Below are 13008 nucleotides of genomic sequence, written 5' to 3' on the forward strand. Positions count from 1 at the left end.
CGTGCTTCCTGCTCCCCCGAGCTCATTCGCTTAGTTCGCCGGCTCGAGCTGCGTCAGGATGTAGCCTGCCGCGATCGCGCCCCAGGACGGCGGGAAGGCGTAGAGGTCCTCCTCCGTCGGCCATCCCGTGAAGTCCTTCGTGTTGTAGAAGGTCTGCGTCGCGTTGATCACGAGCGGGATGTACGGCAGGTCACGGACGATCTCGGTCTGGATCGTGCCGTACAGCTCCTTCTTCTCTGCCTCGTCGTTCGTGCTGATCGCGGCCTGGACCGCCTCGTCGACGACGGGATTGCTGTAGCGGCTGAAGTTCCAGCGCCCGGCAGGAACCTCGGAGCCCACGGCTGCGGTGGACCCGACAGTCGTGCCGCCGAACCAGTCGCGGTAGATCTGGAACGGGTCGGCCACGGACGTGCCGATGACACCGCCGACGATCAACTGGAAGTCGCCGCCCTGGCGGGCGTCCGAGAACTCCTGCCACTGCACCGTGGATGCCGTCACCTTGATGCCGGCCGCTTCGGCCTGCTCGGCGATCAGCTTCGCGGCGTCGTTGTAGTCGGTCCACCCGTCGACCGAGATCAGGCTGAGCTCGAGCGGCACGCCGTCCTTCGCGTAATAGTCGCCGTCCTTCGCGTAACCTGCGGCCTCGAGGATCTCGCCCGCCTCCCCTGCGTCCGCCTCCTGGGGGCTGACCTCGTTGGCGGAATCCGCGACCCACTTCTCATCACGCGGGAGCAGAGCGAAGGTGGGTGAGATGTCGCCGGTCAGACCGACGAACGCCTTGTCCTTGATCGCCGCACGGTCGATGGCGGCGTTGAGCGCCTGGCGAACCGCGACATCGGTCTGCGGACCGGTGCAGCCGAGCTCGGCGTTCGAGCAGGTGTAGAGCACTGTCGGGTCCTGCGGGGTGTTGATCCAGTCGATCGCGCCGTTGCCCGTGACGTCGTCGGGGTTCGGGATGAACATGCCCGTCCAGTCGAGCTTGCCCGCCGCGAGCAGATCCTGAGCGGTCTGGTTGTTGTCGACCGCGATGTACTGGACCTTCTTGACTCCGAGATCGTCGGCGTCGCGGAAGTTCTCGTTGGCGACGAGCGTGTATGACTCGCTCGTCGTCTTGTCGACGACGTACGCGCCCGAACCCACCGGGTCCTCGTTGGCGAAGTTCGCGAAGTCCGTGACCTCCGACCACACGTGCTCCGGGAGGATGTAGGTCGAGCCGAGACGCTGGAACTCGGTCGTGTACTGCGCGGTCGCATAAGTGAGCACGACCGTGGTGTCGTCGGTCGCCTCAGCGGAGACCAGGCCGTTGCCCTCGGGGTTGTTGGCCTCGTACGTGAAGGAGAACGCGACGTCGGCCGCAGTGAGCGGCTCTCCGTCGCTCCACGTGAGGTCGGGCTTGATGGTGATCGTGATCGCCGTGCCGTCCTCGTTGTACTCGAACGAGTCTCCGATCAGGCCGACCGGTTCGGCATCCGCCGTCTTGTTGAAGAAGAACAGCGGCTCGTAGATCGGTCCGAGCGCGCCGTGAAGCACGGTCGGGGCGAACGGGTTGTAGTTCGCGGTGATGGGGGTCTGGCTGCCGGCCCACACGCGGAGAGCCCGGTCGCTGTCGCCACCGCTCCCCTCGTCGCCACCGCCTGCGCCACAGGCCGTCAAACCCAGGGCGAGGACGGATGCCCCCGCCACAGCGGTGAGCGCGATCTTGCGCCTTCCGTTACGGATCATTCTGTATTTCCTCTCGGTGCTGCACTGCAGGAGGGATCTCCGGATGGAGCCGAGCCCCGGGCGGGACTCGCGACAGATCCCCCGAAAGGGATTTGTTAGGACAGTAACCTAACAAATAGCCAACAGGGCAACAAGACTCCGGAACGCTGGTATATAACGTTTCGGCCTCCGTTGGATCACGGCGTCACATGCGCGCACTAATGGTCGAAATGACACTAAGATCGATCTCGGAGGTTAAGGTACTCATGACTCAAACCAGGGGCATCGATGTCGCCGTGTCGACCGTGATCCTCACGTTGCGTCGCACCGATGACGGCGCTGCGGTGCTCGCGTTGCCGCTGGTGCTGCGCACCCGAGAGCCCTTCGCCGATCAGTGGGCTCTGCCCGGCGGATGGTTGACTCCGGCCGAATCGCCGGTCGACGCCGCCGCCCGCACGCTCGCCGAGACCACGGGGCTCACGCCCAGCTACCTCGAGCAGCTCTATGCCTTCGGAGCCGTCGACCGCTCCCCGACTCGCGTGGTGTCGATCGTCTACTGGGCGCTGCTGCGTCAGGACGAGGTCGACGCGCAGAGCGCCGCGCATCGTGCGTCCGGTCGTGCTCCCGAGAACGTGCGCTGGTTCGATCTCGGCGACCTGCCGCAGCTCGCCTTCGACCACCGGAAGATCGTCGACTATGCGCTCTGGCGGCTGCGGAGCAAGGTCGGCTACAGCCGCGTCGCACACGGGTTCCTCCCTGCGGAGTTCACCCTCGCCGACCTCCGCGAGGCATACGAGGCGATCCTCGGCAAGCACCTGGATCCGGCCAACTTCCGCCGTCAGGTCGAGTCCGCCGGCAACCTCCTCCCCACCGACCGGTTCCGCACCGGCAGTCACCGCCCCGCCCGCCTGTACCGCTACAACACCGATGTCGAGCTGGCCGATCGCGGCCCTCTCGGCCCTGAGGAGACGAGCACCCGATGAGCATCACCTTCGTTCCGACGCCGGTCGTCCAGCCGATCGACGCCTCCGTCGACCACGCGATCCAGTCGATCGTGTCGGGCGCCTCGACCGACGCGACGTGCGCGACCGACCTCGCCGCCGGTCCCTGGGATTTCGATGCCCGCCCCGGCTACGGCCCTGGTTCGTCGATGGGTGACGTCATCCCGACCGGGGCACCGCGTCAGGGAGAGCTCCCTGCCGAGTACCGCGAGGCCAGCGAGGACGACCTCGACGAGCGCATCCGTGCCGCGAAGGCGACACTCGGCGACCGTGCCGTCGTCCTCGGGCACTTCTACCAGCGCGAAGAGGTGGTGCGACACGCCGACTACGTGGGCGACTCGTTCCAGCTCGCGACCGCAGCGAAGGAGCGCCCCGATGCCGAGGCCATCGTGTTCTGCGGCGTGCACTTCATGGCCGAGACGGCCGACCTGCTCTCCGGACCCGATCAGGCGGTGATCCTGCCGAACCTCGCAGCCGGGTGCTCGATGGCCGATATGGCAGACATCGATCAGGTCGAGGACTGCTGGGAGCAGCTCGCTGACGTGCTCGGCGATCTCGACGCGCAGGACGAGGACGGTCGAGTGCCGGTCATCCCCGTGACGTACATGAACTCCTCCGCCGCGATCAAGGGCTTCGTCGGCCGACACGGCGGGATCGTCTGCACCTCGTCGAACGCGCAGACCGTGCTCGAGTGGGCCTTCGAGCGCGGACGGCGAGTGCTGTTCTTCCCCGACCAGCACCTCGGACGCAACACTGCGAAGGCGATGGGCGTGCCTCTCGAGCAGATGCCGATGTGGAACCCCCGCAAGGCGCTCGGCGGCTCTTCCGCGTCCGCACTCGTCGACTCCCGGGTGATCCTGTGGCATGGGTTCTGCTCGGTGCACCGTCGGTTCACAGTCGACCAGATCGAGCAGGCGCGGGCCGAGCACCCCGGCGTGCGGGTGATCGTGCACCCGGAGTGCCCCATGGCCGTCGTCGACGCGGCTGACGAGGCGGGTTCGACCGACTACATCCGCCGAGCGATCGCTGCGGCGACCACACCGACGACCTTCGCGATCGGCACCGAGATCAACCTCGTCCGGCGCCTCGCCGCGCAGTTCCCACAGCACGAGATCTTCTGCCTCGACCCGGTGGTGTGCCCGTGCTCGACGATGTACCGCATCCACCCCGGATACCTCGCGTGGGTGCTGGAAGAGCTCGTCGCCGGCCGCACTCCGAACCGCATCACGGTGACGGCCGAGGTGGCCGACCCCGCCCGCATCGCTCTCGAGCGGATGCTGGCGGCGAAGCCGCCCGTGGTGGCGAGCGCACGATGAACGTCATCGTCGTCGGCTCGGGGATCGCCGGACTGACCGCAGCACTGCATGCGCGGGAGTCGGGGCACTCGGTCACCGTCGTGACGAAGGGCGCGATCGGCGACGGCTGCACGGGGTACGCGCAGGGTGGCGTCGCCGGGATCTACGGCGCAGGCGACTCGGCGGCGCAGCACGCGGCTGACACGATCGATGCGGGGGCAGGGCTCTCGGATGCGGCCGCCGTCGAGGTTCTCGTGCGAGACGGCGCGGCACGGATCGCCGAGCTGATCGCCCGAGGCGTCGCATTCGACCGGTCGCCGGACGGCGAGATCCTGCTCGGACGCGAGGCTGCTCACCGTCACGCCCGCATCGTGCATGCCGGCGGCGATGCCACCGGAGCGGCGATCGCCGAGGCGCTGGTGGCCGCTGTCCGCAGCGCCGAGATCACCGTCGTCGAAGGCGCCTTCCTCGCCGACGTGATCGTCGACGACGGCATCGCGCGTGGCATCCGCGTCGTAGTCGACGGCGTGACTTCCGACCTCTCAGCCGATGCGGTGATCCTCGCGACGGGCGGCGCCGGTCACCTCTACGCGCACACCACGAACCCCCTGGGCGCCACAGGAGACGGCATCGCCGCCGCACTGCGCATCGGCGCGGCGGTCGCGGACCTCGAGTTCGTGCAGTTCCATCCGACGATCCTGGCCGAGGGCCCCGCGTTCCTCGTCTCCGAAGCCGTGCGCGGCGAAGGTGCGACCCTGATCGACGCGGCCGGTCGGCGATTCGTCTTCGACACCCACCCCGACGGCGAACTCGCCCCGCGCGACGTCGTCGCCCGGGCGATCGCCCGACAGGCCGCCCGGCAAGGCTCCCCCGTGCATCTCGACGCGACGATGATCGGCGGACCCCGGCTCGCAGATCGGTTCCCGACCATCGATCGGGTCACGCGGGAACGGGGTTTCGACTGGGCGTCCGAGCCGATTCCCGTGACACCGGCCGCGCACTACCTCATGGGCGGCGTCGTCACCGACCTCGACGGCCGCACGTCCATCCATGGCCTGTTCGCGGTGGGCGAGGTCGCGCGCACGGGCGTGCACGGAGCGAATCGCCTCGCCTCGAACTCCCTGCTCGAAGGCGCCGTCTTCGGCGCTCGTGCAGCGGCTGCACTCGACACGCCCTGGCAGCATCCACCGGTGGTGGCGCATGGCGATCCTGCGAACGGCGCGACACACGATGAGCGCCCGGACTCGGACCATGCGGACGTCCGCGGCACAGCGTTCAGTCGCGCAGCACTTCAGCGCTTGATGTGGGACCACGTGGGCCTGCTGCGCTCGGAAGACGGTCTCCGGCATGCCGTTGCCACGGTGCGTCGCTGGCTCGTCGCCTCTCCCGATCCGACGACCGTGGCCGAGCGCGAGGACGCGAACCTGCTCCTGCTCGCCGAGGCGACGGCATCCGCAGCTCTCGCCCGCACCGAGTCGATCGGTGCGCACTTCCGCGACCCCGTCACCGCACCTCTCCTGGAGACCGTCTGATGCTCACCCCCGCCCACATCACTCGCGTCGTCGGCGCGGCCCTCGAGGAGGATGCCCCCTGGGGCGACCTCACCACCACGACCCTGCTTCCCTCGGATGCCACCGCCACCGCCGACCTGGTGGCTCGCGAAGCGGGGATCTTCAGCGGAGGCGAGGTGTTCTCGGCAGCGTTCCGCCTCACCGATCCCACCATCTCGATCGACGTGCATGTGGGTGACGGTGACGCCTTCGCGGCAGGCGACGTGCTCGCCTCGGTGTCGGGATCCGCCCGAGGGATCCTCACGGCCGAGCGCATCGCGCTGAATTTCACGCAGCGGATGAGCGGCATCGCGACCGTCACCGCCGCCTACGTGCGCGCGGTCGACGGAACGTCGGCGCGCATCGCGGACACGCGGAAGACGACCCCAGGACTCCGCGCCTTCGAGCGGCATGCCGTGCTCTCGGGGGGCGGGCACAACCACCGCCATTCGCTGTCCGACGTGGTGATGGCCAAGGACAACCATCTCGCGGTGCTGAAGCGCTCGGGCGTCGACCTCGCCACCGCCCTGCGCGACGCATTCTCGCGCCTGCCCCACACCACCCATGTGGTCGTCGAGGTCGACCGGCTCGAACAGATCCCGGCAGTGCTCGACGGCGGTGCGCACACCGTGCTGCTCGACAACTTCTCGCTCGACGAGCTGCGCGCGGGAGTGGCATCGATCGGCGCGCGCGCACAGGTCGAGGCCTCGGGCGGGGTGAGCCTCGACACGGTCGCTGATATCGCGGCGACCGGGGTCGATGTGATCTCGGTCGGTGCGTTGACGCACTCGGCGAGGGCGCTCGACCTCGGCCTGGACGTGCGGATCGACTGACGCGGATGCTGTATCTCGACCACGCCGCGACTGCCCCGGTCCGCCCGGAGGTGCTCGATGCGATGCGCCCCTTCCTCACCGGAGTCTTCGGCAACCCGTCGAGCCATCACACCTACGGTGAGGCTGCGGCGAGCGCGCTCGATGAGGCACGTTCACGGGTCGCTCGGATCCTCGGCATGCGCTCCGGCGATGTGATCTTCACCTCGGGCGGAACAGAGTCGAACAACCTCGCGGTGAAGGGGATCGTGCTCGCTGCCCTCGCCCGCGGCCGCCGGCACCTGGTCGTCTCGCCGATCGAGCACGAGTCGATCCTCGAGTCCGCCGACCACCTGCGCCGCTTCCACGGCGTCGAGGTCACGGCGGCTCCGGTCGACGCGCTCGGCAGGATCTCCGCTGCCGCCCTGAGTCATACGCTGCGCGAGGACACCGCGCTGTTCGCGATCGGGCACGCCAACAACGAGATCGGCACGATCCAGGACGTGCCCGCACTCGCGGCAGCGGCTCGCAGCGCAGGCGTACCGCTGCATCTCGACGCCGTGCAGTCCGCGGGATGGCTGCCGCTCACCGACCTCGGCGTCGATGCGATAGCGGTGGCCGGGCACAAGCTCGGGACGCCCAAGGGCATCGGAGCGCTCGCCGTGCGGGGGCGCGTCGCGCTCGAACCCCTCATGCACGGTGGCGGCCAGGAACGGGGCCGCCGCTCAGGCACCGAGAACGTCGCGGGCGCGGTGGCCCTCGCCACAGCGCTGGAGCTCGCCGACGCCGAGCGCGATGAAGTGAACACTCGGCTCAGGGCGTCGACCGGACGATTCATCGCGTCGGTGCAGGCGCTTGTGCCGCAGGCATCGCTCACCGGCGACCCGGTGGCGCGGCTCCCCGGCACAGCCAGCTTCACGTTCGCCGGCGTCAGCGGCGAGGCGGTTCTGCTCGAACTCGAGCGACGGGGAGTCGTGTCGTCGAGCGGCTCCGCGTGTGCTGCCGGGAGCGACGAGCCTTCGCACGTGCTCCTCGCGTGCGGGGTGTCCCCCGCGATCGCACAGACTTCCGTGCGCTTCACCTTCGGACGTGAGGCGCTGCCCCCGGATCTGCCTGAGCGGCTCGCCGCGCTGGTGGCAGAATCGGTGCGCGCAGTCGCCCAACCCTGAACGGCGAGAGCAGCGCGCGCCGCCATAGACTCGGCTGGTGACCGCCTCTGCCCCGATCGTGACCCTGATCGTCCCCGGCCGCGACATCGGCGCCTTCGCTCCGGCCGCGCTCGAGTCGCTGCATTCGCAGACCGAGACCCGCTGGCGCGCCCTTCTCATCGACGACGGCTCGGTCGACGACACCGGAGAGATCTTCGCCGCAGCGGCCTCGTCGGATCCGCGGTTCCGCAGCCTGCGGCATGAGGCCTCCCGAGGGCTCGGCGCCGCACGGAATGTGGGCCTCGACCTGGTCGACACCCCGTTCGTCGGGTTCCTCGACGGTGATGACGAGCTCACCTCGACGGCACTCGAGCGCCTCCTCGGCACCGTGACCGAGACCGGCAGTGATTTCGTCGCCGGTGCCTACGTGCGATCGCGCTTCGACGGCGAGCGCTACACGCCTGGGCGGGTGCAGCCGTGGGTGTCGGCGGCGACGTCGCCGGCACGCCTGGGCACCACAATCATGGAGCACCCCCGCGCGAGCGCCAATATCGTCGCGTGGTCGAAGATCAGTCGCACCGATTTCTGGAGCGGCCACACGTTTCCTGAAGGCGTTGCCTATGAGGACCAGGTGGTCGCGCAGCTGATGTACACCCGTGCCCGCAGCTTCGATGTGATTCCCGACACCGTCGTGAACTGGCGTCTGCGGGCTGACGGCACCTCGATCACGCAGGGCCGGGCGCAGCTCCCGGTGCTGCGCGACTACCTCGAGGCGCTGCGTGGCGGGATCCGAGTGCTGCACGAGGCGGGCGCTCGTGCCGCCGTCACGGCCAGGCTCGAGCTGATCCTCACCATGGATGTTCCTCCTCTGCTCGAGATCGCTCGCACGCACGCGGACCCCGCGTATTCGGCGGAGATCGACGCATTCGTCGCCGAGATCGAAGCACTCCCCGAGCACTCCGACGCCCGCCCCGACCCCGCCCTCACCGCCGCCCTGGCGTGGTGAGCCTCGCCACCAGGAGACCCATGAACCAGTACCTCGCCGACCTCTTCTCGCTCGAAGGCCGCACGGCGGTCGTCACCGGCGGAAGCTCGGGCATCGGACGAGGCATCGCGACCGCACTCGCGAGAGCAGGTGCCTCGACGGTGGTCGTCGCGCGCGGCGAAGCCCGGATCACCGAGACCGTCGCCGAGCTCACTCGCACCGGATGCCTCGCGGCCGGCGTCGTCGGCGATCTGAGCTCTCGGGAGGGGATCCGCGCCCTCGCCGAAGCTGCCGCCGAGCCGTTCGGCGAACCCGACATCCTCGTGAACTCCGCAGGGATCAACATCCGCCCGCCGTTCGCCGAGATCACCGAGGACGACTGGGATGCGACGATGACCGTCAATGCGCTCGCCCCGTTCCTGCTCGGGCAGCGCTATGCCACGGGCATGGCCGAGCGCGGCTTCGGGCGCCTGATCCACATCAGCTCGCAGCAGGCGCATCGTGCCTTCGTCGGCAGCGGCGTCTACGGCGCGTCGAAGGGAGCCGTGGAGTCGCTGATGCGCTCGGAGGCCGAGGCGTGGGGTGGCACCGGCATCACGAGCAACACCCTCGTTCCGGGGTTCGTGCTCACCCCGCTCAACGCGAGGTTGCAGGAGGATCCGGAGCAGATCGCTGCACTCGCCGCCCGGACGATGATCGGTCGAAACGGACTTCCCGAGGACTTCGCAGCGGCAGCCGTGTTCCTCGCCGGCGTCGGCTCGAGCTACGTCACGGGACAGTCGCTCTTCGTCGACGGCGGCCTGTCGGTGCACTGAGGCGTCTCACCCCTCGGCCGGGTACACCCGCTCGTCCGCGCGAGACACATCGAGCAACGGAACCGGCGCGGTGAGCGCATCGACCGCATCCTCTCCGGCCGAGTCCTCCGGCGCCCGGTCGGCTCGGCGTTCGACGAGTGCGGCACGCATGCCTCCCGAGACCGCCGTCTCGATGACCATCTCCGTGTCGAGCACGCGCGATGCGGCGACCTGCTGCGCGGCGAGCTCGGCGTAGAGACCTCCCAGGGCGAGGAGTTCGGCATGCGTGCCCGACTCCACGATCAGCCCGGCCTCGACGACGTGGATGATGTCCGCACCCATGATCGTCGAGAGCCGGTGTGCGATCGTGAGGGTCGTGCGCCCCTTCGCCGCTTCGTCCAACGCCTCCTGCACCACGCGCTCCGACACGGTGTCGAGGGCGGAGGTCGCCTCGTCGAGCAGAAGCACGGGTGGATCCTTCAGCAGCACGCGGGCGATCGCGATGCGCTGCTTCTCGCCCCCCGATAGGCGGTAGCCCCGCTCTCCGACCACTGTGTCGTAACCGTCTTCGAACCCGGCGATGATGTGGTGGATGTTCGCGGCGGTGCAGGCAGCGATCATCTCCTCGTCCGTCGCCTCCGGGCGGGCGTACAGCAGGTTCTCGCGGATCGTGGCGTGGAACAGGTAGGTCTCCTGAGACACGATGCCTACCTGATCGATGATCGACTCCTGAGTGAGGGTCTTCACATCCGCACCGGCGAAGAGCACGGCGCCGCCATGCGCCTCGTACAGCCGCGGAGCAAGGTACAGCACCGTCGTCTTGCCGGCGCCCGACGGACCGACGAACGCGACATGCTGCCCCGGTTCGGCGACGAACGACACGCCCTGCAGCGTGGGGCGAGCCTCGGGCGCCGCATCCGGGTACCGGAAGACCACATCCGCGAACTCGATCCGCCCGCGCGGCCCAGGGGCTTCGGCGACTGCGATCGCATCCGGAGCGTCCTGGATCTCGGGCACGAGGTCGAGGTACTCGAAGATGCGCGCGAACAGAGCGGATGAGGTCTGCAGGTCGAGCGACACCCGCATCAGGCCCATGAGCGGCTGCAGCAGACGCGCCTGGACGGTCGTGAACGCCACGACCGTGCCGGCGGTGATCGCGCCGGTGCCGCCGGCGATGAGATATCCCGAGACGAGGTAGATGACGGCGGGGACGCTCGCCATCAGCACCTGGACGACGGCGAAGAAGCCCTGGCCGCTCATCGCCCGCCGCACCTGCAGGACCACCTGGTTGCGGTTCTCGGCCTGGTAACGCTGGGATTCGGTGCGCTGGCGATTGAACGCCTTCGAGAGCAGCATCCCCGAGACGCTCAGCGTCTCCTGCGTGATCGAGGTGAGCTCCGAGAGGGACTCCTGCGTCTCTCCTGCGATGCGTGCACGCACCTGACCCACGCGGCGCTGCACGATGATCAGGAACGGCATCAGCACGACGGCGATCAGGGTGAGGCGCCAGTCGATGAGGATCATCGCGACAAGCGACGCGATGACCGTCACGACATTGCCCAGGATGCTGGTGACGGTGTTCGTCAGCACCCCCGAGACTCCGCCGACGTCGTTCTGCAGGCGGGACTGGATCACCCCCGTCTTCGTTCGCGTGAAGAACCCGAGCTCCATCGCCTGCAGGTGCTCGAAGAGCCGCACGCGCAGGTCGCCGGTGACGTTGTTGCCCACCGTCGACGTCAACCACGTCTGAGCGACGCCCAGGACGGCGGAGAGAAGGAACAGGGCTACCATCCCGCCGACGAGCCAGCCGAGGAGCTGCAGCTGTGGTCCCCCGCCGTCGACCGGGAAGAGCGCATCGTCGAAGATGCGCTGGACGATCAGCGGAGGGATCACCGCGATCGCGGCTCCGATGACGACCAGCACGCCGGTCCAGAAGATGCGCCAGCGGTAAGGACGGAAGAGGGCGATCACCCTGGCGCCCAGACCGCTGATCCGCGGCGCCTCGGCATTGAGTCGACGCTGTGCGCTCTCGTCCACGCCGCGGAATCCGCCGCGTCCGCCACCCATGCTCATCTCGCCAGCGTAGTCAGCACCGGCGACATCGGGATCGGATCACCGCCGTGATCATCCGCCGAGAGCGGATTCGCACGGATCCGGAATGGAATGTCCGAAGCTGTGGTTACGCTGAATGGTCCCCGCGCACTCGCGCGACTTCCCCTTTCTTCTTTCGTGCCCAGGAGGCCGTATGTCTGCCGTCGACACCGGTTCGATCACCACGCCCCCGGCTGCGGCGAGCGGCGAGATCGCCCGCAGTGACATGCGCGTGATCTGGCTGCTCCTCGTCGCCGCGTTCGTCGCGATCCTCAACGAGACCACGATGGGGATCGCGATCCCGCATCTGAACGCCGATCTGGGCATCCCGCCCGAGCTCGGCCAGTGGCTGACGAGCGCGTTCATGCTGACCATGGCCGTCGTGATCCCGACGACCGGGTTCATCCTGCAGCGCTTCACCACCCGCCAGGTCTTCATCGCCGCGATGACCTCGTTCTCGCTCGGCACCCTGGTCGCCCTCGTGGCTCCCGGTTTCGAGGTCCTGCTGCTCGGTCGCGTGATCCAGGCGGCCGGCACCGGCATCATGATGCCGCTGCTCATGACGACGATCATGAACGTCGTGCCGCCGCAGTCGCGCGGTCGCATGATGGGTCGCGTGGGCCTCGTCATCTCGCTCGCCCCCGCCATCGGGCCGACGCTCGCCGGCGCGGTGCTCGAGACGCTCCACTGGCGCGCGCTGTTCGCGATCATCCTGCCCATCGCCCTCATCTCGCTCTTCATCGGGGTCAGGTGGATGACGAACCTCGGCGAGACACGCAAGGTCCCCCTCGACGTGCTCTCCATCCCGCTCGCGGCACTCGGCTTCGGCGGCATCGTGTTCGGTCTCAGCCAGTTCGGCGGCGAGGGCGGTTCCGGTGAGGCTGCCGGCGTGACCGCACTCGTCGTGGGTGCCGTCGCTCTCGCGTTGTTCGTGTGGCGTCAGCTGGTGCTGCAGCGGATCGACGACGCGCTGCTGGATCTGCGGGTCTTCCGCTCCACCAACTTCACGTTCGCCGTCATCATCATGGCGATCCTCGCGCTGTCGATGTTCGGCACTCTGACGCTGCTCCCGCAGTACCTGCAGAACGTCGCAGGACTCAACGCCCTCGAGGCAGGTCTCATCCTGCTTCCGGGTTCTGTGCTGATGGGTCTGCTCGGCCCCGTCATGGGTCGTGTCTACGACGCTCGTGGAACACGCCCGCTGCTGATCCCCGGAACGATGCTCGTGTCGGCAGCGCTGTTCTACTACTCGACCGTCGGCGAGCACACCGTGTGGTGGGTGCTGATCATCGTGCAGGCCGCGATGTCGGTCGGGCTCGCGATGTCCTTCACTCCGCTGTTCTCGGCGTCGCTCGGGTCGCTGCCGCGTTCGCTGTACTCGCACGGCTCGGCGGTGCTGAACACCCTCCAGCAGGTCGGCGGGGCAGCCGGTGTCGCGGTGCTCACCGTGACCTACTCGGCGATCCTGCACGCCGGAGAGGCCGAGGGGCTCGACACAGCCACCGCCGGAGCGCCGGGGGCCCGGATGGCGTTCCTCATCGCCGCGATCATCTCGCTCGCCGCCGTCGCGCTCAGCGCGTTCGTCCGCAAGCCTGCGGACGATGTGGCCGACGCCATGCACGGCGGCCACTGAC

The 13008-nt window shown here is 68.6% G+C and carries 10 protein-coding genes; 8 read left to right on the forward strand and 2 right to left on the reverse strand.

From position 1 onward, the window contains the following. Nucleotides 1-30: 30 nt before the first annotated feature. On the reverse strand, nucleotides 31-1722 hold the full coding sequence (locus ACIOU8_RS05305) for an ABC transporter substrate-binding protein (protein WP_400786573.1): 1692 nt from the start codon (nucleotides 1720-1722) through the stop codon (nucleotides 31-33). A 245-nt stretch (nucleotides 1723-1967) separates the two neighbouring features. Between ACIOU8_RS05305 and ACIOU8_RS05310 the strand changes: the two genes are divergently transcribed. The 7 genes from ACIOU8_RS05310 to ACIOU8_RS05340 are packed head-to-tail and all read left to right on the forward strand — an operon-like array spanning nucleotide 1968 to nucleotide 9304. Continuing rightward, a complete protein-coding gene (locus tag ACIOU8_RS05310) occupies nucleotides 1968-2684 on the forward strand; it encodes an NUDIX hydrolase (RefSeq protein ID WP_400786575.1) in 717 nt (238 codons plus the stop codon). After that, a complete protein-coding gene (gene nadA / locus ACIOU8_RS05315) occupies nucleotides 2681-4018 on the forward strand; it encodes a quinolinate synthase NadA (protein WP_400786577.1) in 1338 nt (445 codons plus the stop codon). Before ACIOU8_RS05310 ends, nadA begins: the two co-directional genes overlap by 4 nt. After that, entirely contained in the window at nucleotides 4015-5529 is a 1515-nt protein-coding gene (gene nadB / locus ACIOU8_RS05320; protein WP_400786579.1) for an L-aspartate oxidase, read from the forward strand. The genes nadA and nadB overlap by 4 nt, the downstream gene beginning before the upstream one ends. Then, nucleotides 5529-6380, forward strand: coding sequence for a carboxylating nicotinate-nucleotide diphosphorylase (gene nadC, locus ACIOU8_RS05325; protein ID WP_400786581.1), 852 nt, complete (start codon nucleotides 5529-5531; stop codon nucleotides 6378-6380). Before nadB ends, nadC begins: the two co-directional genes overlap by 1 nt. Nucleotides 6381-6385: 5 nt before the next feature. Next, nucleotides 6386-7525: a cysteine desulfurase family protein gene (locus ACIOU8_RS05330; RefSeq protein ID WP_400786583.1), complete on the forward strand. Its 1140-nt coding sequence runs from the start codon at nucleotides 6386-6388 to the stop codon at nucleotides 7523-7525. Between the two features lie 37 nt (nucleotides 7526-7562). Further along, nucleotides 7563-8510: a glycosyltransferase family 2 protein gene (locus tag ACIOU8_RS05335; RefSeq protein ID WP_400786586.1), complete on the forward strand. Its 948-nt coding sequence runs from the start codon at nucleotides 7563-7565 to the stop codon at nucleotides 8508-8510. A gap of 20 nt (nucleotides 8511-8530) precedes the next feature. Next, nucleotides 8531-9304 (forward strand): SDR family NAD(P)-dependent oxidoreductase, encoded by a 774-nt coding sequence (locus ACIOU8_RS05340; protein WP_400786588.1) that lies wholly within the window; start codon nucleotides 8531-8533, stop codon nucleotides 9302-9304. A gap of 6 nt (nucleotides 9305-9310) precedes the next feature. On the opposite strand, the gene ACIOU8_RS05345 is transcribed toward ACIOU8_RS05340, so the two are convergent. Further along, nucleotides 9311-11350 carry an ABC transporter ATP-binding protein gene (locus ACIOU8_RS05345; protein ID WP_400786905.1) on the reverse strand — a complete coding sequence of 680 codons (2040 nt, stop codon included), beginning with the start codon at nucleotides 11348-11350 and terminating at the stop codon, nucleotides 9311-9313. Nucleotides 11351-11528: 178 nt separating this feature from the next. Here ACIOU8_RS05345 and ACIOU8_RS05350 point away from each other — a divergent pair, with 178 nt between their 5' ends. Then, entirely contained in the window at nucleotides 11529-13007 is a 1479-nt protein-coding gene (locus ACIOU8_RS05350; RefSeq protein ID WP_400786590.1) for an MDR family MFS transporter, read from the forward strand. Nucleotide 13008: the final 1 nt, after the last annotated feature.

The sequence above is a fragment of the Microbacterium sp. NPDC087589 genome (genome assembly GCF_044743635.1).
Lineage (GTDB): Bacteria > Actinomycetota > Actinomycetes > Actinomycetales > Microbacteriaceae > Microbacterium.